23 protein-coding genes are annotated in these 21,635 nt (G+C 66.6%); 7 read left to right on the forward strand and 16 right to left on the reverse strand.

The genetic code is table 11. The features are described from left to right. Positions 1 to 52: 52 nt before the first annotated feature. From rplT to EBMC1_RS06450, 5 genes are all read right to left on the reverse strand, one after another. Entirely contained in the window at positions 53 to 418 is a 366-nt protein-coding gene (gene rplT / locus EBMC1_RS06430; RefSeq protein ID WP_003042303.1) for a 50S ribosomal protein L20, read from the reverse strand. 14 nt (positions 419 to 432) lie between these two features. Next, positions 433 to 636 (reverse strand): 50S ribosomal protein L35, encoded by a 204-nt coding sequence (gene rpmI, locus EBMC1_RS06435; RefSeq protein ID WP_003042306.1) that lies wholly within the window; start codon positions 634 to 636, stop codon positions 433 to 435. A 223-nt stretch (positions 637 to 859) separates the two neighbouring features. After that, positions 860 to 1,642 carry a histidinol-phosphatase gene (gene hisN, locus EBMC1_RS06440; RefSeq protein WP_003042309.1) on the reverse strand — a complete coding sequence of 261 codons (783 nt, stop codon included), beginning with the start codon at positions 1,640 to 1,642 and terminating at the stop codon, positions 860 to 862. 4 nt (positions 1,643 to 1,646) lie between these two features. Then, a complete protein-coding gene (locus tag EBMC1_RS06445) occupies positions 1,647 to 2,582 on the reverse strand; it encodes a ribose-phosphate pyrophosphokinase (protein ID WP_003042312.1) in 936 nt (311 codons plus the stop codon). An 82-nt stretch (positions 2,583 to 2,664) separates the two neighbouring features. Next, complete coding sequence (locus EBMC1_RS06450; RefSeq protein ID WP_003042316.1) at positions 2,665 to 3,456, reverse strand: LytTR family DNA-binding domain-containing protein; 792 nt, start codon at positions 3,454 to 3,456, stop codon at positions 2,665 to 2,667. A 175-nt stretch (positions 3,457 to 3,631) separates the two neighbouring features. Between EBMC1_RS06450 and EBMC1_RS06455 the strand changes: the two genes are divergently transcribed. The 5 genes from EBMC1_RS06455 to rpmG all read left to right on the forward strand — a co-directional run bounded on the left by EBMC1_RS06455 (position 3,632) and on the right by rpmG (position 8,452). Continuing rightward, positions 3,632 to 4,144 carry a DUF2306 domain-containing protein gene (locus tag EBMC1_RS06455; RefSeq protein ID WP_003042319.1) on the forward strand — a complete coding sequence of 171 codons (513 nt, stop codon included), beginning with the start codon at positions 3,632 to 3,634 and terminating at the stop codon, positions 4,142 to 4,144. A gap of 31 nt (positions 4,145 to 4,175) precedes the next feature. Then, entirely contained in the window at positions 4,176 to 5,849 is a 1,674-nt protein-coding gene (locus tag EBMC1_RS06460; RefSeq protein WP_003042322.1) for an NAD+ synthase, read from the forward strand. Between the two features lie 35 nt (positions 5,850 to 5,884). Continuing rightward, on the forward strand, positions 5,885 to 7,195 hold the full coding sequence (gltX, locus tag EBMC1_RS06465; RefSeq protein ID WP_003042325.1) for a glutamate--tRNA ligase: 1,311 nt from the start codon (positions 5,885 to 5,887) through the stop codon (positions 7,193 to 7,195). 130 nt (positions 7,196 to 7,325) lie between these two features. Beyond that, positions 7,326 to 8,054, forward strand: coding sequence for an energy transducer TonB (locus EBMC1_RS06470; RefSeq protein WP_003042328.1), 729 nt, complete (start codon positions 7,326 to 7,328; stop codon positions 8,052 to 8,054). 230 nt (positions 8,055 to 8,284) lie between these two features. Further along, positions 8,285 to 8,452, forward strand: coding sequence for a 50S ribosomal protein L33 (gene rpmG / locus EBMC1_RS06475; protein WP_003042331.1), 168 nt, complete (start codon positions 8,285 to 8,287; stop codon positions 8,450 to 8,452). 150 nt (positions 8,453 to 8,602) lie between these two features. Here the strand turns inward: rpmG and EBMC1_RS06480 are convergent, their stop codons facing one another. The 8 genes from EBMC1_RS06480 to ectA all read right to left on the reverse strand — a co-directional run bounded on the left by EBMC1_RS06480 (position 8,603) and on the right by ectA (position 17,202). Next, positions 8,603 to 9,643, reverse strand: a complete 1,041-nt coding sequence (locus tag EBMC1_RS06480) for a rod shape-determining protein (RefSeq protein WP_003042333.1) — start codon at positions 9,641 to 9,643, stop codon at positions 8,603 to 8,605. A 181-nt stretch (positions 9,644 to 9,824) separates the two neighbouring features. Further along, positions 9,825 to 11,156, reverse strand: a complete 1,332-nt coding sequence (locus EBMC1_RS06485; protein ID WP_003042336.1) for an MFS transporter — start codon at positions 11,154 to 11,156, stop codon at positions 9,825 to 9,827. A 7-nt stretch (positions 11,157 to 11,163) separates the two neighbouring features. After that, on the reverse strand, positions 11,164 to 12,402 hold the full coding sequence (locus EBMC1_RS06490) for an MFS transporter (RefSeq protein WP_003042338.1): 1,239 nt from the start codon (positions 12,400 to 12,402) through the stop codon (positions 11,164 to 11,166). Between the two features lie 23 nt (positions 12,403 to 12,425). Continuing rightward, positions 12,426 to 13,886, reverse strand: coding sequence for an aspartate kinase (locus EBMC1_RS06495; protein WP_003042342.1), 1,461 nt, complete (start codon positions 13,884 to 13,886; stop codon positions 12,426 to 12,428). Beyond that, positions 13,883 to 14,803: an ectoine hydroxylase gene (gene thpD / locus EBMC1_RS06500; protein ID WP_003042345.1), complete on the reverse strand. Its 921-nt coding sequence runs from the start codon at positions 14,801 to 14,803 to the stop codon at positions 13,883 to 13,885. Before thpD ends, EBMC1_RS06495 begins: the two co-directional genes overlap by 4 nt. Before the next feature lie 26 nt (positions 14,804 to 14,829). Next, a complete protein-coding gene (locus EBMC1_RS06505) occupies positions 14,830 to 15,255 on the reverse strand; it encodes an ectoine synthase (protein WP_003042348.1) in 426 nt (141 codons plus the stop codon). Positions 15,256 to 15,271: 16 nt separating this feature from the next. After that, on the reverse strand, positions 15,272 to 16,576 hold the full coding sequence (gene ectB / locus EBMC1_RS06510) for a diaminobutyrate--2-oxoglutarate transaminase (RefSeq protein WP_003042350.1): 1,305 nt from the start codon (positions 16,574 to 16,576) through the stop codon (positions 15,272 to 15,274). 38 nt (positions 16,577 to 16,614) lie between these two features. After that, positions 16,615 to 17,202 (reverse strand): diaminobutyrate acetyltransferase, encoded by a 588-nt coding sequence (gene ectA / locus EBMC1_RS06515; protein WP_331270947.1) that lies wholly within the window; start codon positions 17,200 to 17,202, stop codon positions 16,615 to 16,617. A gap of 193 nt (positions 17,203 to 17,395) precedes the next feature. Between ectA and EBMC1_RS06520 the strand changes: the two genes are divergently transcribed. Next, complete coding sequence (locus tag EBMC1_RS06520) at positions 17,396 to 17,875, forward strand: MarR family winged helix-turn-helix transcriptional regulator (protein ID WP_003042359.1); 480 nt, start codon at positions 17,396 to 17,398, stop codon at positions 17,873 to 17,875. A 28-nt stretch (positions 17,876 to 17,903) separates the two neighbouring features. On the opposite strand, the gene EBMC1_RS06525 is transcribed toward EBMC1_RS06520, so the two are convergent. Both EBMC1_RS06525 and EBMC1_RS06530 read right to left on the reverse strand, forming a co-directional pair. After that, positions 17,904 to 18,284, reverse strand: a complete 381-nt coding sequence (locus EBMC1_RS06525; RefSeq protein ID WP_003042361.1) for a hypothetical protein — start codon at positions 18,282 to 18,284, stop codon at positions 17,904 to 17,906. Between the two features lie 12 nt (positions 18,285 to 18,296). Beyond that, complete coding sequence (locus EBMC1_RS06530; protein WP_003042363.1) at positions 18,297 to 18,974, reverse strand: EI24 domain-containing protein; 678 nt, start codon at positions 18,972 to 18,974, stop codon at positions 18,297 to 18,299. 109 nt (positions 18,975 to 19,083) lie between these two features. On the opposite strand from EBMC1_RS06530, the gene EBMC1_RS06535 reads away from it, so the two are divergent. Then, positions 19,084 to 20,082 (forward strand): adenosine kinase, encoded by a 999-nt coding sequence (locus EBMC1_RS06535; RefSeq protein ID WP_003042365.1) that lies wholly within the window; start codon positions 19,084 to 19,086, stop codon positions 20,080 to 20,082. Between the two features lie 9 nt (positions 20,083 to 20,091). Here EBMC1_RS06535 and EBMC1_RS06540 read toward each other — a convergent pair whose 3' ends face one another. Further along, complete coding sequence (locus tag EBMC1_RS06540) at positions 20,092 to 21,630, reverse strand: lipopolysaccharide biosynthesis protein (RefSeq protein ID WP_003042368.1); 1,539 nt, start codon at positions 21,628 to 21,630, stop codon at positions 20,092 to 20,094. Positions 21,631 to 21,635: the final 5 nt, after the last annotated feature.

The raw sequence follows: 21,635 nt of genomic DNA on the forward strand, positions 1-21,635 counted from the left end.
AAAGGGCGGCCCCTTGCGGGACCGCCCTTTTGTTTCGTCGGTGCCGGCGGCCTCAGGCGGCCTTGGGCAGCGCCGCCTTCGCCTGCGCGATGATGGCGGTAAAGACACCGCCTTCGTTCATCGCGAGATCGGCCATGACCTTGCGGTCGAGTTCGATGCCGGCGAGCTTAACGCCGTGCATGAACTGCGAATAGGTCAGGCCTTCGGCGCGAACCGCAGCGTTGATACGCTGGATCCACAGGGCGCGGAAGTTCCGCTTCTTCACCTTGCGGTCGCGATAGGCGTACTGGCCGGCCTTCTCGACCGCCTGCTTGGCGACGCGGATGGTGTTCTTGCGACGGCCGTAATAGCCCTTCGCCTGCGCCAGAACGCGGTTGTGCTTGGCGCGCGTGGTGGTGCCGCGTTTGATACGGGACATGGGTCAGGCGCTCCTTACTTCAGGCCGTAGGGCGCCCAGAGGCGCACATGGCCCGCATCGGCATCGCTGAGCACGCTGGTGCCGCGATTGGTGCGGATATATTTGCTATTGTGCGAAATCAGGCGGTGGCGCTTGCCGGCAACGCCGTGCTTCACCTTGCCCGAGGCGGTGAATTTGAAGCGCTTCTTCACACCGCTCTTGGTCTTCAGCTTGGGCATTTTCGTCTCCTTGGTTAGCGACGATATCGACCGGCCCTGGCAGCCCTTTCAGCCAGGCAGGTCAGCTTGCTATCGTGCGAAGGCGCGCGCCTAGACGGATTCGCGCGGAAATGCAAGCATGGCGCGCGATTTCCCTTATGTCACGCGAAGGTGCGCAAGCGATGCGGCAGGGCGCGCTGCCCTCCTTGTGTCTTTGTGCGAGGCCTTTTAAGGCAATCGCCCGTCAATGGTGGCAGGCCAGCCCCTCGATCACGTCCTCCAGACGCGCGGGATCCCCCAAGGCGATCACATGCCCGCTGCTGTCGGCGTGGAGCGGGTCGCCGTTCCAATCGCACATTGTTCCGCCGGCGCCTTCGACGATGGGGACGAGCGCCGCATAATCGTGCAGTTTCAGCCCCGCCTCGACCACCAGATCGATATGTCCGCTGGCGAGAAGGCCATAATTGTAGCAGTCGCCGCCGAACACCATCCGCTTGTGCGCGGTCTGCGCTGCCAGCGCCATGAAATGTTCACCGTCATGATCGCTGAAATATTGCGGCCCCGTCGTTGCGAGCACCGCGTCGGCAAGGTTGCGGCAGGTTCGCGTCGTTGCCGGGTGGCCGTTGAACAGCGTGGGCTCGCCCATCGCGCCGGTCCAGCGTTCGCCCGAAATCGGCTGGTCGATGATACCGAGCACGGGCCAGCCGTCCTGCAGGAGAGCGATCAGCGTGCCGAAGATCGGCCGGCCGGCCATGAAGCTGACCGTCCCGTCGATCGGATCGAGGACCCACTGGCGCGCGGCGTCGGCCCGTTCGGCCCCATATTCCTCGCCGATGATCCCGTCGCGCGGGGCTTCGGCGTCCAGCAATTTGCGCATTGCCGCTTCCGCCGCGCGATCGGCTTCGGTGACGGGCGACGCGTCGGCCTTGGCTTCGTGCGACCAGTCCGAACGGAAAAGCGGACGGATTGCGGCGCCCGCCGCATCGGCGAGACGATGCGCGAGCGCGATGTCGGTTTCGAGCGACATAGGATCAGTCGAAGAGGCTGCTGACCGAGCTTTCGTCGGCGATGCGTTTGATCGCTTCGCCGAGCAGCGGCGCTACGGTCAGCGCGCGCACCTTGCTGCTGTCGTTCACGGCATCGGTCGGTTGGATCGAATCGGTGATCACGAGCTCGGTCAGTTCGCTCGCATCGACACGGGCGACGGCGCCGCCCGACAGCACGCCATGGGTGCAATAGGCGACGACGCCCTCGGCCCCCGCGGCTTTTAGCGCGGCGGCGGCGTTGCACAGCGTACCCGCCGAATCGACGATATCGTCGATCAGAACGCAGAAGCGCCCTTCGACGTCGCCGATGATGTTCATCACTTCGGATTCGCCGGCGCGTTCGCGGCGCTTGTCGACGATCGCCAGCGGCGCGTTGTCGAGCCGCTTGGCCAGCGCGCGGGCGCGCACGACGCCGCCGACGTCGGGCGAGACAACCATCAGATTCTTGTCGCCGAAGCGCGCCTGGATGTCGGCGCTCATCACCGGCGCGGCATAGAGATTGTCCGTCGGGATGTCGAAGAAGCCCTGGATCTGTCCGGCGTGCAGGTCGATCGCCAGCACGCGGTCGGCGCCTGCGGTGGTGACGAGATTGGCGACCAGCTTGGCCGAGATGGGCGTGCGCGGGCCGGGTTTGCGATCCTGGCGGGCATAGCCGAAATAAGGGATCACTGCGGTGATGCGCTTTGCCGAGGCACGGCGCAGCGCGTCGGTGATGATCAGCAGTTCCATCAGATTGTCGTTCGCCGGGAAGTTGGTCGGCTGAACCACGAAAACGTCCTGACCGCGGACATTTTCGTGGATTTCGACGAAAACCTCCTCGTCGGCGAAGCGGCGCACGCTGGTATCGGTCAGCGGCAGTTCCAGATAGTCCGCGATGGCGCGGGCGAGGGGAAGATTGCTGTTGCCGGAAATCAGTTTCATGCGCGGGGCCCCTTGTCGCCGATTGGGGATGGATGCGCGCCCCTTAGCCAGCGGGGGCGCGAAGGGAAAGGGGCAATCCCGTCTAAATCCACCCCGCGGCGCGTAGCGCGGGCATCATGTCGCGCGCAACGGGCGCTTCATGGCCGCTTGTCAGCGTGACGATCGCGGTGCGGCCGTCGCGGCGGACGGCAGCGACGGCGGCGCGTGCGACCCACCAGCTGCGATGGGTGCGCAGGCCGTCGGCATCGCCCAGCCGCGCGATCGCATCGCGCATCCGCACAAGGATGAGCTCTTCCGATCGCGTACCGATCACCCGGACATAATGATCCTCGCCCTTCAGCGCGAGGATGGCGCCGAAACCGGGCGGTAGCGGCAGGGCTGCGCCATCTTCCGGTGCTGCGGGGGTCGGCGGTGGCGCTGCAGGCGGCGCTGCGGCCGGGGCTGTCATCGGCGTTTCGGGTCCGGGCGGCGGGCCATCGTCGGCTTGCGCGCGGAAGCTCAGCCCCATCACGCCCACGACCACTGCCGACACGATGCTGATATAGAGATACATCGTCCAGAAGCCCGGCCAGCGCAGCGCCTCGCCGAAGCTCATCTGCATCGCCATCATCGTGACGACGAGCGTTACCGGCACGCTGGCCACGATCAGCGCGACCAGCTGCCCACCAAACGGCGGAAGACCGGTCGCGTCGCATAGCCAGCCCGCAACAACCCCGGTGGGCCGATAGAAGATATAGCCCGCGAGCAACCACATCACCCAGTTGAGCATCCGGATGGCCGGCGGATTGTTGAAGGTGCCGAACGGCCCGAGTAGCCCGATCAACAGGCCGAGCGCGATCATCGCGAGCAGTTCGATCGTCAGCCGTTTCGCCATATCGCCCCGTTTGTGCGTGCCATTTCACGAAGCGTCAACGGGCAAAGCGGCGGATTTGCGAACTATTCGGCCGCCTTGGCGAAGGCGGGCTTGTCCGTGAACGGCGTAGGACCAGGAAGGGGGCAACCGCCGGTGACGCGCCGGAACAGATCGGTCTTCGAAAGGAAAAGCCGCCATGACCAGCATCCTAGCCCCCGCCGTCACGGCGCGTCGTCCCGCCAAATTGTCGCGCCGCTTCGGGTTGACCGCGCTCCTCGTTCTCGGCGGCATCGTTGCGGCGCTGCTGGCGCGTTCGTTCATGGGGCCGTCGACCTATCGTACGCCGATGTGGGCGATCTGGCTTCATCTTGCGACTGTCGTCCCCGCCGTGCCGCTTGGCGCCTGGCTGCTCTGGCGCCGCCGCAAGGGCGACCTGGCGCACAAGATCGGCGGGCGCGCCTGGGCCGCGATGATGGTCGTGACGGCAATCGACAGCTTCTGGATCCGGACCGTCACCGGGACGATCAGCCCCATTCACATCCTTTCGGTGATCGTGCTCGTCCAGCTGCCGCGGGCGATCCGGTTCGCCCGGATGGGCGACATCGACCGCCACCTCAAGCTGATGCGCGGCATCTATATCGGTCTGATCGCGGCCGGCTTCTTTGCGATGGCGCCCGGCCGGACGCTGTGGATGCTGGCTTTCGGTTGAATTTGGGGCGCGGTGGCCTATTGGCGGAAGCATGACCGACACCCCCGCCGCCACGCTGTCCATCGTCCTGTCGCAGATGACGCAGAGCGTCGGCGACCTTGCCGCCAATGTCGATGCGATGCGCGCCGTCCGCGCGCGGCACAGCGGCGCCGACCTGATCCTCTATCCCGAACTGCAATTGATCGGCTATCCGCCCGAGGATCTGGTGCTAAAGCCCGCGCTCGCCGACCGCGCCGCGCGCCTGCTGACCGAGCTGGCGGCGGACACTGCCGATGGCGGTCCGGCGATGCTGGTCGGTTCGGTCGAGCGCGACGGCGACGGCCGCCTCTACAATATCGTCGCGCTGCTCGACGGCGGGCGGATCGTCGCGACGCGGCGCAAGCACGAACTGCCCAATTATGGCACCTTCGACGAAAAGCGCGTCTTCGCACCCGGCCCGCTGCCCGATGTCGTCGAATGGCGCGGGGTGCGGCTGGGACTGCCGATCTGCGAGGATGGCTGGTTTCCCACGGTCTGCGCGCATCTGGCGGCGCAGGGCGCGGAGCTGCTGATATCGGTCAACGGCAGTCCATATGAAATCGACAAGGACGACCGCCGGCTGACACAAGTGTTCGCAGCGCGTGTCGCCGAAACGAAACTGCCGCTCATTTTCCTCAATCGCATCGGCGGGCAGGACGAGCTGGTGTTCGACGGCTGCTCCTTCGTGCTGAACGGCGACGGGCGCGCGGCGCATCGCCTGACCGACTGGGAAGCTGAAGAGCGCGTCACCCGCTGGACGAAAGAGACCGACGGCTGGATCTGCGCGCCCGGCGCGATCGCCGAATGGGACGCGCATCCCGCCGACATATATGACGCGATGGTGCTGTCGTTGCGCGATTATGTCGAGCGCAATCGCTTTCCCGGCGTCGTGCTGGGCCTGTCCGGCGGCATAGATTCGGCGATCTGCGCCGCGATTGCCGCCGACGCGCTCGGCCCCGACAAGGTGTGGTGCGTGATGCTGCCGAGCCGCTTTACCAGTCAGGACAGCCTCGACGATGCGGCGGGCTGCGCGGGCATGATCGGGTGCCGGCTCGACACGATTTCGATCGTCCCGGCGGTCGAGGCCTTCGATACGATGCTGTCGGACAGCTTCGCCGACGCGGCGGTCGATACGACTGAGGAGAATGTCCAGTCGCGCATCCGCGGCGTCACGCTGATGGCGCTCAGCAACAAGTTCGGCCCGATGCTGATGACGACGGGAAACAAGAGCGAGATGAGCGTCGGCTATGCGACTATCTATGGCGATATGGCGGGCGGCTATAACCCGCTGAAGGATGCCTACAAGACCACGGTGTTCGCGGTATCGCGCTGGCGCAACGCGAATGTCCCGCGCCTGTCGCGCAATCCGGTGACGCCGGTGATGCCCGACCGCATCATCACCAAGCCGCCCAGCGCCGAACTCCGCCCCGACCAGAAGGACGAGGACAGCCTGCCGCCCTATGAGGATCTTGACCGCATGCTCCATATGCTGGTCGAAGAAGAAGCGAGCGTCGACGATGTGGTCGCGCGCTACGGCTTCGACCGCGACGTGGTGGCGCGCATCGAACGGCTGCTGGCGATCGCCGAATATAAGCGGCGCCAGGCGCCGCCGGGGGTCAAGCTGTCGACGCGCAATTTCGGCCGCGACCGCCGCTATCCGATCACGCACGGCTTTCGCACCGCCTGACTCGCATCGCGCGCGAAACCGGCTATAGGCGCGCCATGACCGTCATCACCCGCTTCGCTCCCTCGCCGACCGGCAGCCTGCACGTCGGCAATGTCCGCACCGCGCTCCACAACTGGATCTGGGCGCGCAAGCATGGCGGGCGCTTCCTGCTCCGCATCGACGATACCGATCTCGAACGCTCGAAGGAGGAATATGTCGAGGGCATCCGCACCGATCTCGCATGGCTGGGTCTCGATATCGACGGCGAGGCGCGCCAGTCGGCGCGCTTCGCGCTCTATGAGGCCGAGTTTGAAAAGCTGAAGGCGGCGGGCCGCGTCTACGCCTGTTACGAGACGCCCGAGGAGCTGGAAATCCGGCGCAAGATTCTGCTCTCGCGCGGGCTGCCGCCGGTCTATGAGCGTAAGCCCGCCGACGCGCCGGTGCCCGAAGGCGTGGCGCCGCACTGGCGCTTCCGCCTCGACGACGGCGCGCCGATCGAATGGACGGACCTGATTCGCGGACCGCAGCATTTCGACCCCAAGACCATGTCCGACCCGGTCGTGCGCCGCGCCGACGGCAGCTGGCTCTATCTGCTGCCCAGCGTGATCGACGATATTGCCATGGGTATCACGCATGTCGTGCGCGGCGAGGATCATGTGTCGAACACCGCGGCGCAGATCCAGATGTTTCAGGCGCTCGGCGCGACGCCGCCCGCATTCGCGCACGAGGCGCTGCTCGTCGGCACCGAAGGCAAGTTGTCGAAGCGCCTCGGCTCGCTCGGCATGGCAGCGCTGCGCGAGAATGGTATCGAACCGATCGCGCTCGTCGCGCTGCTTGCTCGCCTCGGGACGAGCGATCCGGTCGAGCCGGTGACGAGCGCGGGACCGCTGATCGAAGCGATCGACTTCGCGCGCTTCGGCCGCGCGCCGGCGCGCTTCGACGAGGCCGAGCTGGCGCTGCTCAACCAGAAGATTCTGCACCACACTGATTATCATGCGGTTGCGCCGCGCCTGCCGCTCGCGATCGGCGCCGCGCGCTGGAACGCGATTCGTCCCAATCTGATGACCGTGGCCGAGGCTGCGGAATGGGTTCCGGTGTTCGACGGGCCGTTCGTGCCGCCCGTGCCCGACGCCGCCGATCGCCCGGTACTTGCCGCCGCTGCGGCCGCGGCACCCGCGCTCGATTGGGATGCCGACCCCTGGCACGCGCTGACTGCCGCGGTGAAGGCCGCGACCGGCGCGAAGGGGCGTGCGCTGTTCCTGCCGCTGCGCCGCGCGCTCACCGGCCGCGACCATGGGCCCGATATGGCCGAACTGCTGCCGCTGATCACCAAGGATCAGGCGATAGCGCGTCTCTCCATTTCCTGAACGCGCGGCGTCGGCGCATTCCTATCTTGCCGCTTGACAATATTTGTGACGATATAATATCACACAAACTGATCCGGCAGACAGCTCGGTCAGAAACGGGCGGAGCCGGTCACAGGCAAGGAGAGAGGCCATGACCCTGATTCCCCTGATCTCGGCGATCATATCGGCGCCCGAGGCGACCACCGCAGTTGCCGGCGCCGCGCCGCCGCGCCGCAATAGCTACGATCCCGGCGCGGGCCATCGGCCCGTTGCGTTCGCCTTCGCGGTCGGCCTGCCGGTGGCGCTCGTCGTTGCGGTCGCATTGTCGCCGATCATCATCGAAAAGGCGCCTGTGCTCGCGCCGCTGACCGGCACGCTGATTGAAATCGAAAAGCCCAAGCCGCCCGAGGCGAAGCCCGAGGTCAAGCCCAGCCCCAGAAGCAACACGCCGACCGAGGCGGTGCGGCCGCTGGTCGATACACTCCCCCCGGCCGACCGCGGGGTCGAGGTGAAGCCAGTGGTGCCCGACCCGCTTCCCTATGATCCCGGCCCGACGACGGTCCGGCCCGCCGATCCGCCCAAGCCGCCGCCGCTCGTCCTGGCCGAACTCGACCAGCGCTTTGCCGGCAGCTTTCAGCCCGATTATCCGGCAAGCGAACAGCGGCGCGAGATCGAAGGCAGCGCGAAGGTGCGCGTGCTGATCGGTACCGACGGCCGGGTCAAGGCGGTCGAACTGATCAGCACCGACAGCCCGGGCTTTTTCACCGAAACGAAACGCCGCGCGCTCGCCAAATGGCGCTTCAAGCCCGCGACGCGCGGCGGGGTGGCCGAGGAAAGCTGGAAGGTGATGGTCGTGCATTTCCAGATCCGCAACGGCTGACCCCATCGCAAGACCCCTCCCGGGGGGCGGGCACACCCCATCGGCCCGCCCCCTTTTCGACCACAGATTGCTTGACATTGACCGCGAATCCGGCCAATGGCGCCCGGATAAATGAGGGCGGCGCCCGCGCGCGGCCCTCTTTGTTTTTCATAGCAACCGTCGGGGCCCCCAGTCCCGCCACATGTGCCGGACGATCCGGCGGATGTGCCAATAGTTCGAGGATCAGGGCCATGGCCAAGCCGACGACCGTCAAGATCAAGCTGGTGAGCACCGCCGACACGGGCTTTTTCTACGTCACCAAGAAGAACCCGCGCACGATGACCGAAAAGATGTCGGTGCGCAAATATGACCCGCGTGCGCGCAAGCACGTCGAGTTCAAGGAAGCCAAGATCAAGTAAGCCCGTTACCCGCGTCCCGATGGCGCGGGCCGGCAACGGCTTGTCCCGGCACGGCCGGGATTGCGAAGGGCGGCGCTGAGCCGCCCTTTTTGCGTGCGCGAGCAGCGCGCGGTAAAGCGCCCGCACCGCAGGACGGCGCGGCGAGGGAAATCAGGCGGCCATCAATATGCCGCTGTAGGACCGATCGTCGAACGTCAGCCCGGCCCCCATGGCGACGCAGATCAGCGCATCGTCGGCGACCAGCACCGGCAAGCCGGTTGCCGCGGAGATGGCCTGATCCATCCGGCGCAGCAGCGCGCCGCCGCCGGTGAGCATGATCCCCGCATCGATGATGTCCGCCGACAATTCGGGCGGGGTCCGTTCGAGTGCCGCCTTTACCGCGCTGACGATCTGGCCCACCGGTTCGGCCAGTGCCTCGGCGATTTCGGCTTCGGACACGCTGATTTCGGACGGGCGGCCGCTAACGAGATCGCGCCCTTTGACGGCCATGACGACGCCTTCGTCCTGCGGCGGCACCGCGGAGCCAATCGCGAGCTTGATGCGCTCGGCCGTCATCTCGCCGATCATCATATTATGCTTGCGGCGGATATACGACGCGATCATGTCGTCCATCTTGTCGCCGCCGACGCGTACCGAACTGCTGTGCGCGACGCCGCCGAGCGACAGCACGGCTACTTCGGTAGTGCCGCCACCAATGTCGACGACCATCGTTCCCTGTGGTTCTGTGACGGGCAGGCCGGCGCCGATCGCCGCGGCGAGCGGTTCCTCGATCAACTGAACGCTGCTCGCGCCGGCGTTGGAGGCCGCGTCGCGGATCGCGCGCCTTTCGACATGCGTCGACCCCGACGGCACGCAGACCACGACATGGCCGCGGCGCCGCAGGCGGCTTGTGCCGTCGAGCGCCTTGTCGATGAAATGCTTGATCATCTGTTCGGCCAGGTCGATGTCGGCGATCACCCCGTCGCGCAGCGGTCGCAGCGCCTCGAGATTGGCGGGCGTCTTGCCCATCATCAGCTTGGCATCGGCGCCGACCGCCTTGACGCGGCGCACGCCGTCGCGCGTTTCGATCGCGATCACCGATGGTTCGTTGAGCACGATACCGCGGCCGCGGACATAGATGACGGTGTTGACCGTGCCGAGATCGATCGCGACATCCTGTGCGTGCGATGCGAAGCGTTGGAAAATCTTCATAAGCGGGGCGAAACCTCGATCCTTCCAGAATCCGATACAAGCGCCCCGCCCCCCGGCCTTCGCTCGCTCAATCCATAGGTCGCCGCTTGGAAAACTGCGCCCGCCAGGTCAATGCCCGTGCGAGCCAAAGCGAGGGTTTCGCGCGCCTGATCGATAAGCCGGGCCGGAACTGTGCCGGTTTCTAGCGCCGGAACGGGTCGTCGCGCAGCGAACGGCCGGCGGTTTCGGGCATGTAATGAAGCGCGACGAGCCCGACGAGACACGCCGCCATCATGTAATAGGCAGGCATCAGCGGGTCGCCGGTCGCGGAGATCAGCGCGCTGCCGACCATCGGTGCGGTGCCGCCGAAGATCGACGTCGAGATATTATAGGCGATCGCAAAGCCGGCAAAACGCACCGCGGTCGGAAAGAGCGCGGGGAAGGTCGCAGAGATCGTCGCGAGCTGCGGCACGTAGAGCAGGCCGAGCAGCAGGAAGCCCGCGACCGCTCCCGCGAAGCCCGTGCCGATCAGCATATAGAGCGGCACGACCGCGACGAGCAGCGCGATGAGCGAAAAGCGCCACATCGGCCGCCGTCCGACCCGGTCCGACAGCGCCCCGGCAAAGGGCAGGAAGACCATCATGAACAGCATCCCGATGATCGGGACGAGCAGCGCCTGATCGGGCGCGAGGCCGATCCGCCGTTCCAGATAGGTCGGCATATAGCTGAGCAGCGTATAGTTGACGACGTTGAGCGCGACGACGAGCCCGCCGACGACGAGCAGTGGCCGCCAGTGATCCCGGCCCAGCGCGGCGAGTCCGGGCGAGGGCCGGTCCTCGGCCGCTTGCTGCGCCTCCAGGAAGACGGGCGTATCCTCCATCTTCGAGCGGACATACATGCCGATCAGCCCGATCGGACCGGCGACAAGGAAGGGGATGCGCCACCCCCATTCGTGCATCGCCGCATCGCCAAGGTGCAGCGAATAGCCAAGCATCAGCGCGGCGCCGAAGGAAAAGCCCGCGAGCGTTCCGAATTCAAGGAAACTGCCATAGAAGCCGCGCCGGGCGTCGGGGGCATATTCGGCCATGAAGGTCGCCGCGCCGCCATATTCGCCGCCGGTCGAAAAACCCTGGACCATCCGCAGCAGGACGAGGATCGCGGGCGCCCAGAAGCCGATACTGTCATAGGATGGGATCAGGCCGACGGCGAAGGTCGCACCCGCCATCATCAGGATCGTCATCGCGAGCACCGACTTGCGGCCGATGCGGTCGCCGAGCGGCCCCCAGAACAGCCCGCCGAGGGGGCGGACAAGGAAGGAAATGGCGAAGGTCGCGAGCGCGAACAGCACCGCCTCGCTCGCCTCGCCGGGGAAAAGCGCGGCCGAGATATAGGTGACGCCATAGGCGTAGATGCCATAGTCGAACCATTCGACCGCATTGCCGAGCGCCGACGCCCCGATCGCGCGGCGCAGCGTCGATTGGGTGGGGAGCGGCGCGGGCTGTCCGGCGGCGGGGAGCGGGGACGAACGGTCCATGGGTCGGTTAATCCTTTACGGTGGCGGCTTCGGGGCCGGAGGGGTCGAGCAGCGCCGCGACCGGGGTCGTGCGGGGCAACATCTGGAAATCCTGCTGCGCCGGACCAGGCACCGGCGCGGTGGCGGCAAGCCGCCACAGGCTGAAACCCAGCATCGCCGCGGCGCAGGCCGCGATGAACAGGAACAGGCCGCCCGGACCCATCCAGTTCATCGCCGCGGCGCCGCCAAGCGGGCCCAGCGCGGCTCCCGCCGAATAGAGAAGCACAAGCTGGCCGCTGGCGCTTACCCGCTCGGCCGGGAGCAGGCGGTCGTTGGCGTGCGCGACGCACAGCGGATAAAGCGCGAAGCTGAGCCCGCCGAAGGCCGCGCCGAACAGCAGCAGCAAGCCGCCCCCGGGCGCGGCGGCGAGCGCCACGCTCACCGTCAGTGCAAGCGCGAAGCAGGTGATGATGACGCGGCGGCGATCATAGCGGTCGGAGAGGCGTCCCAGCGGCCATTGCAGCGCCACGCCGCCGAGAATCACCGTCATCATGAAGGTGGCGATCGCGCCGAGCCCCAAGCCGATCCCGCGCGCATAGATCGCAGCCATGCCGTAGAAGGCGCCAAGGATCAGCCCGGTGATCGCCGCCCCCGCCAGCCCGAGCGGCGAGGCGGCAAACAGCCGCGCGAGGGGAAGATTGTCGGCTTCTCCCAAGGTCGGTGCGGTGCTGCGCGTGAGGCAGACCGGCAGGATGGCGAGCGAAATGAGGATCGAGGCGATCTGGAAGGGTACGGCCGGCGTTGCCGCGCCGGTGCTCAGGAAAAGCTGTCCGATGGCCTGTCCCGAATAGAGGGCGACCATATAGGCGGCGAGGATACCGCCGCGCGTCTCGGGTTCGGCGCGGTCGTTGAGCCAGCTTTCGACGCAGATGAACATGCCTGCGACGCACACGCCGTCGACCAGCCGCAGCAAGGCCCACAGCAGCGGGTGCTGGACCAGCGCATAGGTGAGCGTGCTCGCTGAAAGCAGCGCGACGAAGGCGGCAAAGGCGCGGATATGCCCGACGCGGCGGACGATCGCGCCGGCGCGCAAGGCGCCGAGCGTCAATCCGCCGAAATAGGCGGTGGCGACCAGCCCGATCAGGATCGTGTCGCTACCCGCCCGTTCGAGCCGCAGGCCGATCAGCGTCGACAAGAAGCCGCTGCCCGCCATCATCACGAAGATGGCGAGCAGCAGGCTGCGAACGGGAGCGAGGGTGGCGAGCATCGGAAGGGTGCGGGTGCCGCGCGTCAGGCGGCGCGGCGCCCTTCTGCCCCGCCGGAATCCTCTTCGATCAGCGTGCGGTGCAGCGCGCGGACGGCGGCATCGAAATCGCGGCTTTCGACGATGAACTGGACATCGACGTTACGGATCTGATGCTGCATCGCGATCATTGCGACACCGGCGTCGTCGAGCGCGCGCAGCGCATCGGGCACCAGCCCCGGCCGCGCGATGTCGCTGCCGATCACCGACACCATTGCGACCGGATGCGCCGATATCGCGGCGTCGGGATATTGTTTTTGCAGATCGGCGATCACCTTCTTCACCGCGCCGGCGCTGGCCGACAGATAGTGGGTGATGGTGTTGGCATTCGACGCCTTGCTGACAATCCAGAGGCCGTGACGCGTCAGCACGTCGAGGATTGCGGCATCATAACCCTTCACCCCGACCATATCCTGTTCGAAGAATTGCAGCGCCTGCATCTGGCGGATGCCGGTGACGATCTCGACCCGCGGCACGTCGGAGACATAGGTGCCGGTGACGAGCGTGCCGCCATCTTCGCGATCGAAGGTGTTGCGAACGCGTAGCGGAATGTCGGTCTGCCTGAGGCCGCGTCCAGCGCCCGGATGGATCGCCTCCATGCCCAGATTGGCGAGCTGATCGGCGACATCGTAATTGGTGCGACCGATCTTGCGCGCTTTATCCTCGCCGACCAGCTTGGGATCGGCGCTCGACAGGTGAAATTCCTTGTGGATGATCGCCTCGCGCGCGCCGGTCAGCACCGCGATGCGCGAGAAGGTCATCTCGGTATAGCCGCGCGCAAAGCGTTTCACCATGCCGCCCTGGCAGCCGGCATAGCCGGTGACGATCGGCAGCGTCGTCGCCAGATCGATGTTGGCAAAGGCCTCGGTGATCCGCTCGTCGAGCGTACGCAGATCCTCCTGATCCCAGGGGGTCAGATCGATGAAGCGCGCGTTGACGTCGCGATCGCGCAGCAGCAGCGCGGTGCTGTGGGCGCTGTGCGCTTCGCCCAGCCCGGCGAGCAATTCGCGGGCGGTGACGAGCTGTTCCTTGACGCAGAAGCGGCCGTGGCTGCGCAGCCGCGCCAGATCGTCGAGGCAGGCCGCGACCGCATCGAGTCGCATGTCGACGAAGGCATCGGCCTCGTCGCGGCTCTCGCGGCGCGCGAACATCGCTTCGTTGCGCGCGTGCATCGCACCGCGCACCGCCTCCATCGCGCGGCGCCAGCCATCGCTGTCCTCGTCGTCGGCGACGAAGCGCCCGAACACGCCGGGTTCGCCGGTTTTCTTGTCTTCGAGCAGCAGATTGGTGATCCCGGCATAGGCCGACACCACGAAAATGCGATTGTAGAGATCGGCGCCCGAGCGGCCAGCGATCAGCACATTGTCGAACAATGTCGCGGTCGCCGCCATCGACGTGCCGCCGATCTTTTCGACGCTGTGTCCACCCTTTTTGACGTCCTGTGTCATGCCGCGATCCTTTCGATCAGCGGGCCCGCCTCGATGGCGAGCGGTTCGGGGACGCCGCGATGCGCGAGGAACCAGGGGCGCGGCTTGTCGACCCCGAACGGCTTTTCGAGCCGGTTGCTCACCGCATTATAGACGAGGAAGGCATTCGCGCGAGGGAAGGGGGTGATGTTGCCGTTCGACCCGTGCATCAGGTTGCAGTCGAACAGGATCACGGTTCCCGGCGCGCCGGTCGGCGCAACGATACCGTGATCATGCGCCAGTTCGGCGAGACTGTCCTCGTCGGGAACGCCATATTCCTGGCGCTTCAGCGACTGGCGATAATGGTCGTCGGGTGTTTCGCCGACGCAGGTCAGATAGGTGCGATGCGACCCCGGAATGACCATCAGCGGGCCATTGTGCGGCGTGTTCTCGGCGAGCAGAACCGACATTGAAAGCGCGCGCATCCGCGGCATGCCGTCCTCGACATGCCAGGTTTCGAAATCGCTGTGCCAGTAAAATTCCTTGCCCTTGAAGCCGGGTTTGTAGTTGAGGCGCGACTGGTGGATGTAAACCTCGTCGCCGAGCAGGAAGCGTGCGATCCCCGCCAGCCGCTCGTCTGCAGCAAGCCGCGCCATGATCACGCTCTGGTTGTGAATGTCGAAGATCGACCGGATTTCGCGGCTCTGCGGCTCGGTGACGATCGTTTCCTCGTCGAGCGCGTCGGGATCGGCGAGCAGCTTGCCCGCGGCGCGCTGCAAATAGGTCACTTCCTCGTCGTCGAAGAGGTTCTCGAGCAGCAGATAGCCGTCGCGATCGAAGGCCTCCGCCTGCTCGCGGCTGATCGGTGCGTCGGGCGTCCACGCGCTGCGGACGACCGGGTCGAGCCGCGGCCGCATTTCTGGCGCGGCCGCGTGACGCGATGGGTAGATGTCGGTCATGGGACTTCCCCCTGTTGATATGGGTTTTACTCTGCGGGCGCGGCCTCGCGCGCCGGCTCGCTCGCCATGTCGGCCTCGGCCGGATAGGCGCCGCTTGCGTCATGCACTTCCTTGCCGGTGACCGGCGGATTGAAGGCGCAGGCGGTCAGTATGTCGGTTTCGGGACGCACGATGTGGCGGTCGTGCTTGTCGAGCGCATACATCACGCCGGGTTCGAGCCGATGGATTTCGCCGCTGTCCAGATCCTCGATCGTCCCCGTGCCCTTGAGCACGAACACCGCCTCGAGGTGGTTCTGATAATGCATTTTCAGCTCGCTGCCCGCGAACATGGTGGTGACGTGGAAGGAAAAGCCCATCCCGTCATCCTTGAGCAGCATGCGCGCGCTGGCCCAGCCGTTCGAGCGGACGTTGCGGTCGGATTTGCGGATCTGGTCGAGATTGCGGATGATCATGGTCAGTCTCCTGTCTTCATTCGGCGGCGACGGCGTAATCGTCGGCCATCGCTTCGCGGATCTTGGTTTCGAGAATGTCGAGCCCTGCCGAGAGCAGGGCGTCATCGATGACGAGCGGCGCGAGCACCTTGACGATTTCGTCGTGCGCGCCGCTGGTTTCGATGATGAGGCCGGCGTCGAAGCAGGCGGCGGTGATCGCCCCGGCGCGTTCTCCCGACCCGACGTTGATGCCGCGCATCATCCCGCGGCCGCGCGTTTCGAAGCCATGTTCGGCGGCGATGCGCGCGAGCCGCTCTTCGAGCAGCGCCCCGCGGCGGCGCACATCGTCGGCGAAAGCGTCGCTGCTCCAGAAATGGCCGAGCGCGGCGGTCGCGGTGACGAAGGCGTGGTTGTTGCCGCGGAACGTCCCATTATGTTCGCCGGGCGACCATTGGTCGAGTTCGGGGCGGAACAGGGTCAGCGCAAAGGGCAGGCCCATGCCCGACAGCGATTTGGCAAGCGTGACGATGTCGGGGGTGAGGCCCATTTCCTCGAAGCTGAAGAAGCTTCCCGTGCGGCCACAGCCCGCCTGAATGTCGTCGACGATCAGCAGCGCGCCGTGGCGCTTTGCGATGTCGGCGATCTTGCGCAGCCATTCGGGCGAGGCAGCGTTGAGGCCGCCTTCGCCCTGCACCGTTTCCACCAGGATCGCGGCGGGGGCGTCGAGGCCGCTCGACGGATCGGCCAACCGCTGGTCGAGCAGTTCGGCGGTGTCGACCTCGGGGCCGAAATAGCCGTCATAGGGTTCGTGCGCGACATGGGCGAGCGGGACGCCCGCGCCGCCGCGCTTGGCGGCATTGCCGGTGCAGGCAAGCGCGCCGAGCGTCATACCGTGAAAGCCGTTGGTGAAGGCGATAACCAGTTCGCGACCCGTCACTTTGCGCGCGAGCTTGATCGCTGCCTCGACCGCGTTGGTGCCGGTCGGGCCGGTGAACATGACGCGATAGTCGAGTGCGCGCGGCTTCAGGATCACATCCTCGAACGTGTCGAGAAAGGCAGCCTTGGCATCGGTGTGCAGGTCGAGCCCGTGGGCGATGCCGTCGGCGGCGATATAATCGAGCAGCGCCTGCTTCAAAATCGGATGGTTGTGACCATAGTTGAGCGTCGAACAGCCCGACAGGAAGTCGAGATAGCGACCGCCCTGATCGTCGTGCATCCATACGCCTTCGGCCTTGCCGAACTGACGCGGCATCGCGCGGGCATAGCTGCGGACCACCGATTCGCGGCGTTCGTAAATGCTCCGGTCGGGAATGGACCCGGACGGTTTGGGTGCGTTGATCATGTGAATACCCCTATTCTGCCTGTGTCATTGTGCCTGAGTCATTCAGGCGATGTCGTATCGGTCGGTGTCGTATCGATGGCGAATGGCCCGATGCGGGCTTGAAACTCGCTGGGATGGACGCCCGCGAAATGGGCGTCGCGCTCGAAGACGATACTGCGGTCGAGCGTCGTATCGTGGCGCCGGGCAAGGCCGTGGAACAGCGCCCACGACGCCGCATTGTCGGCGGTGATCGTCGCCAGAACGTGCGTCACGCCCGCCTGCGCCGGCCGCGTGAGCAGTTCGTCGAGCATACGGCTGGCGAGCCCCTGGCCGCGTCCTTCGGGCGCGACCGCGACCTGCCAGACGAAGAAGGCGCTTGGTTCGGCGGGCGGGCGATGCCCCGAAATCCAACCGAGAATGCGACCGCCGCGTTCGGCGATGATGCAATTGTCGGCGAAATGGGTGCACTGGATCAGATTGAAGTAGCGCGAATTGCGGTCGAGCGGCGGGCAGGCCGCGATCAGCGCGGTGATCGCCGGCCCGTCGGTAGCGACCGGCTTGCGAAATTGCAGCGACGCGGCGGGTCGGCCGGACGGCGTGTCCTTTGCGGATGGCGCCGTGTCCCGTTCCTGTGGCCGGTCAAATATCTTTCATCTCCTGAAATATTGCTATGCGCACATTCGAGCCAACCGGCCCGGCATGCCGCGAAATATAGGATGTTCGTCGCCTCGTTCAACCCCGCGGCGACCATAATGTTTCATACAATGAAATAAAATTCTGCATCCCGGCGGGCGCGACTTTGCAATTGGCGCCCTCCGCGGGCGCGGCTAACAAGGCGGGATGGAGTCCGAAATTGCCAACGCCACCCTGCGCGCGCTGCGGCGCATCCTGCGCGCGACCGAGACGGGCAGCCGCAAGCTGGGCGCGGCGACCGGCCTGACGCCGTCGCAGCTGCTCGTGCTGCGCGATGTGGCGGGGGCGCAGGGCGCCACGCCGGGGCAGGTCGCACAGCGCCTGCAATTCAGCCACGCGACGATCACCGCCATCGTCGACCGGCTGGTTGCCATGGAGCTGGTGACGCGGACGCGAAGCGAGCGCGACAAGCGACAGATGCTGCTGACCGCGACCGACGCGGGGCAACGCCGGGTCGCCGAGGCGCCCGATATGCTGCAACAGATATTCGCCGACCGCTTCGCCGCGCTGCCCGCATGGGAACAGGCGATGATCCTCGCCGCGACCGAGCGGCTGGCGATCGTGCTCGGCGCCGCCGACATCGACGCCGCGCCGTTACTCGATACGGGCGCGATCGATCGCGCCTAGCGCACTTATTTCCGAATCGATCTTTGCCCTACCGCCGCAGCGCGGCGATGCAGCTGTCGACATCCGCGTCGCGCCCGTCGGGGGTGCGCGCGTCGACATGGGTGGCAAGCGCTTCGGCGCCTGAGCGCTGGGCGTAATAGTAAACATCCAATATGCACGCCGACCCGGCGAATTGCAGCTTGCGACCCGCGCCCTCGCTGACGTCGAGCCGCGGCTTGCCGAACAGGCGCAGCGCGCTGTTGGCATCGCGCCCGACGAGTGCATTATTCTGGGTGACCCGCGGCGGGTTGAGCGGCGCCGGGGCGCTGCTTGTCGGCGGCGGCGTCACGCGCGGCACCGCGGTAGCGGCGCAGCCGCCGAGCATCAGCGAAAGGCCGGCGAGTGCGGCCATGTTGGTGGTGCGGGTCAAGCCGGTTCCCCTTTATCTGTCTGCCCGGCGCAGATGGAGCATGTGGACGGCCATAGCCGCGCTCGCGATGGGCGCCAACAGATTGGCGACGGGAACCAGAAAGCTTGCGGCGGACAGCAGGCCGAGCGACCAGCGCGCCCGCCGCTCGAGGCGTGGCCGGCCGGGATGGCGGGCGAGGACTATCGCCTCGAGATCGCGGCCGAGCAGCAGCGCGTTGACGAAGAAGGCTAGGATCGGCGTGCCGATTCCCGTCACCAGGAGGAGGACATAAAAGGGCAGCGCGGCAAGATTGCCAAGGATCAGGCGCGCGAGCGATGCGAGCGCGAGGGCGACCGACTGCCGCCAGCCGACATCGACCGCGCCTGCCGCGGCGGCGGGATAGTGGCGCCCCTCGACATCGGCGACGATGGCGTCGGCGAACAGCCCGACGACGACAATCGCAACGGCGCGAAACAAGAGCCAGCTCCCCGCGATCAGCAGCAGCAGGATCAGCACGCTCGCCATGTCGATCCCCGCCGCGCCCAGCCACTGCCAATGCGTGAGCGCCCAGCGCGCGCCAGCCAGAAGCGCCGCGCCCACCGCAATGAACAGCAGCAGGGTGAGGGCAAGGCTGATCGCCAGGATGCGCAGCACCCGCGGGCTCGACAGGTCGCCGATGGCGAGGAACAGGGCTTGGACGGCACGGGCCATGCGTCCGAATGGCGCGGCGGGCGCTGCGTCGTCAAGCGTCGCGCTTGCCTTGGCGCGCGCGGCCCCCTAAGGCGCGCGGCATATTTTCCCACGCATCACAGGATTTTTCATGGCCTCCACCGCCCGTTTCGAAGTCGTTGCGATCGGCAATGCGATCGTCGATGTCATTGCCCGCGCCGACGACGCGCTGATCGAGGCCGAGGGCCTGACCAAAGGGTCGATGCGCCTGATCGATGCCGAAGAAGCAGGGCGGCTGTATGCGGCGATGGGTCCGGCGATCGAAATGTCGGGCGGATCGGCAGCGAACACGCTCGCCGGCATGGCCGCGCTCGGCCGCCGCTGCGCCTTCATCGGCCAAGTTGCCGACGACCAGCTCGGCAGCGTCTTCACCCACGATCTGCGCGCGCTCGGCGTCGCCTATGAAACTCCGGCGCTCAAGGAAGGCGCGCCGACCGCGCGCTGCCTGATCCTCGTCACGCCCGACGGCCAGCGGACGATGAACACCTTTCTCGGCGCAAGCCATCTGCTCGAACAGGCGATGATCGCCGAAGACTGGATCGCCGACGCCGACATCCTCTATCTCGAGGGCTATCTGTGGGATCCGCCGCTGTCGCGCGCCGCGATGCGCCGCGCGATCGACGTCGCACGCGGTGCCGGCCGCAAGGTTGCCTTCACCCTGTCCGACGCCTTCATCATCGACCGTCACGGCGATGATTTCCGCGCGCTGATCGGCGAGGGGCTGTTCGACATATTGTTCGCCAACGAGGTCGAGATCTGCGCGCTCGCCGGAACGCAGGACTTCGAAGCCGCCGTCGCGGCGATCGCGCCGCGCGTGCCGCTGCTCGTCGTGACGCGCAGCGAAAAGGGCGCGATCGCGGTCGCGAACGGTGAGCGCGTTGCGGTCGGCGCCGAGCCGATCGAGACGGTCGTCGATACCACGGGCGCCGGCGACCTGTTCGCCGCGGGCTTCCTTGCGGGCCAGGCCGAGGGCCGCTCGCTCGCCGATTGCCTGACGATGGGTGCGGTGTGTGCGCGCGAAATCATCGCGCAGGTCGGCCCGCGCGCGCAAAGCGATCTGAAAGCGGAGGTCGCCGCGCGGCTCGGCTGACGCGGCGGTTCAGCTTGCCGGCGCGGCCGTTTCGGGCTGCTTGCGGAACAGCGCCCGGTCGGCTGGGCCGAAGCCGCGCGTCCAGATCAGCCACGCATAGATGCCGAGGATGAAGGGGACGCCGATCAGCAGCTCGGCCCATTCGGGCATCTGCGTCGCGCCCCAGCCGAGAACCGTCGCCCCGGCGGTCGCCCAGACGAGCGCCCAGCGCAGGCTGTTGACGGGCGCCCCGAGAATACGCGCGAGCAGCCGCGCCTTCACCACCGAAGCGAAGCCGAGCGCGAGCATCAGCGCGAGCGCGACCGCGCCGGCATAGGCGATCGGCGGCAACCCCATCGATTTGGCGGTGAGGATCAGCGCGACGCTGAGTACCGCCTGCAGTGCGAGCGTCGCGATGCTGATGAGCAGATTGCGGTGGCGCGCGACATAGACGAGCGCGGCTTCGCTCACCACCGCCGTCGCCGCCACGACCTCCGCCGCGAGCAGGAAGGCGAGTGCGACATTGCCCTCGACGAACTGAGGGCCGACGAGGCCCATCACCGCTTCGCCAGGAATGCCGAGCGCGAGCGCGATTCCCGCCTGCGCCGCGATGATCCAGAAACCGACCTGGCTGACCTGCGCGGCGACCGCGGCGAGGCGGTTCTCCGCCAGATTGCGGGTGATGACGGGGCCGAGGATCGGCTCGAAGCTGGTCTTGAGCTTTTGCGGCAGCGAGGCAACCTGCTGCGCCATGTAATAGATGCCGTAGATCGCGGGCGAGGTGAACTGGCCGAGGATGAACAGGTCGAGCCGGCGGGTCCCCCATTCGATCGCATCGGCAGCGGCGAGCGGCGCGTTGCGGCGCGCGAGAGAGATGAGCTGCGCTGGATGCGGGCGCCAGACGCCGGGGCCGCCATAGTGGCGAATCATCGGAATGAGCGCGGTGAAGAAGGTCGCGATCATCGCGGCGGCGTAGGAAAGGATCAACCCGTCGCGCAGCGAATAGAAGGCGAAGCCGAACGCGGCGGCGCTGATCGCCCAGGGTTCGACGATCGAACGCGCGCGGACCGTAGCGCCGATGTCGTAGCGATAGGCGCAGGCGGCGAGTGCGATGTCGGCACCGGCGATCGCGAAGACGGTGATCGCCACCCAGCGATCCCAGCCGTCGATATCGCCCGAGGGGAACATGAGCTGCGGAAAGGCGAAGAGAATCGCCGAGCCGAACGCCGAGGCGAGGAAGGCGACGAACATGCCGTCCCACACGATATGACGATGATCGGCGCCCGGCTTGCTGAGCTGTTCGGCGAGGCCGCGCTTGAGCCCGAGAGTCGCAAGCTGCGCGATCAGCTCGATGACGAGCACGGCAAAGGCGAAGCGGCCGACCGCTTCGGGGCCATACCAGCGACCGGCGAAATAGAGAAAGGGCAGGCGCGCGACGAGGCGCAGTATGAAGCCGAAGAAATTGGTGCGGCCGCCCCTGGCGAGCGCGGCGGTGTCGGCATCCTGCCCGGCCGGGTCGGCCACGGTGGATGCGGAAGGGGGCGCGGCTGCGCTGTCCGACTGGCTCAAGCCTG

It is taken from the genome of Sphingopyxis sp. MC1 (assembly GCF_000371385.1).
Classification (GTDB): Bacteria; Pseudomonadota; Alphaproteobacteria; order Sphingomonadales; family Sphingomonadaceae; genus Sphingopyxis; species Sphingopyxis terrae.

Coding starts and splice junctions, on each gene's coding strand:
- rplT (WP_003042303.1), bottom strand. CDS start 418: ATGTCCCGTATCAAACGCGGCACCACCACGCGCGCCAAGCACAACCGC.
- rpmI (WP_003042306.1), bottom strand. CDS start 636: ATGCCCAAGCTGAAGACCAAGAGCGGTGTGAAGAAGCGCTTCAAATTC.
- hisN (WP_003042309.1), bottom strand. CDS start 1,642: ATGTCGCTCGAAACCGACATCGCGCTCGCGCATCGTCTCGCCGATGCG.
- EBMC1_RS06445 (WP_003042312.1), bottom strand. CDS start 2,582: ATGAAACTGATTTCCGGCAACAGCAATCTTCCCCTCGCCCGCGCCATC.
- EBMC1_RS06450 (WP_003042316.1), bottom strand. CDS start 3,456: ATGGCGAAACGGCTGACGATCGAACTGCTCGCGATGATCGCGCTCGGC.
- EBMC1_RS06455 (WP_003042319.1), top strand. CDS start 3,632: ATGACCAGCATCCTAGCCCCCGCCGTCACGGCGCGTCGTCCCGCCAAA.
- EBMC1_RS06460 (WP_003042322.1), top strand. CDS start 4,176: ATGACCGACACCCCCGCCGCCACGCTGTCCATCGTCCTGTCGCAGATG.
- gltX (WP_003042325.1), top strand. CDS start 5,885: ATGACCGTCATCACCCGCTTCGCTCCCTCGCCGACCGGCAGCCTGCAC.
- EBMC1_RS06470 (WP_003042328.1), top strand. CDS start 7,326: ATGACCCTGATTCCCCTGATCTCGGCGATCATATCGGCGCCCGAGGCG.
- rpmG (WP_003042331.1), top strand. CDS start 8,285: ATGGCCAAGCCGACGACCGTCAAGATCAAGCTGGTGAGCACCGCCGAC.
- EBMC1_RS06480 (WP_003042333.1), bottom strand. CDS start 9,643: ATGAAGATTTTCCAACGCTTCGCATCGCACGCACAGGATGTCGCGATC.
- EBMC1_RS06485 (WP_003042336.1), bottom strand. CDS start 11,156: ATGGACCGTTCGTCCCCGCTCCCCGCCGCCGGACAGCCCGCGCCGCTC.
- EBMC1_RS06490 (WP_003042338.1), bottom strand. CDS start 12,402: ATGCTCGCCACCCTCGCTCCCGTTCGCAGCCTGCTGCTCGCCATCTTC.
- EBMC1_RS06495 (WP_003042342.1), bottom strand. CDS start 13,886: ATGACACAGGACGTCAAAAAGGGTGGACACAGCGTCGAAAAGATCGGC.
- thpD (WP_003042345.1), bottom strand. CDS start 14,803: ATGACCGACATCTACCCATCGCGTCACGCGGCCGCGCCAGAAATGCGG.
- EBMC1_RS06505 (WP_003042348.1), bottom strand. CDS start 15,255: ATGATCATCCGCAATCTCGACCAGATCCGCAAATCCGACCGCAACGTC.
- ectB (WP_003042350.1), bottom strand. CDS start 16,576: ATGATCAACGCACCCAAACCGTCCGGGTCCATTCCCGACCGGAGCATT.
- EBMC1_RS06520 (WP_003042359.1), top strand. CDS start 17,396: ATGGAGTCCGAAATTGCCAACGCCACCCTGCGCGCGCTGCGGCGCATC.
- EBMC1_RS06530 (WP_003042363.1), bottom strand. CDS start 18,974: ATGGCCCGTGCCGTCCAAGCCCTGTTCCTCGCCATCGGCGACCTGTCG.
- EBMC1_RS06535 (WP_003042365.1), top strand. CDS start 19,084: ATGGCCTCCACCGCCCGTTTCGAAGTCGTTGCGATCGGCAATGCGATC.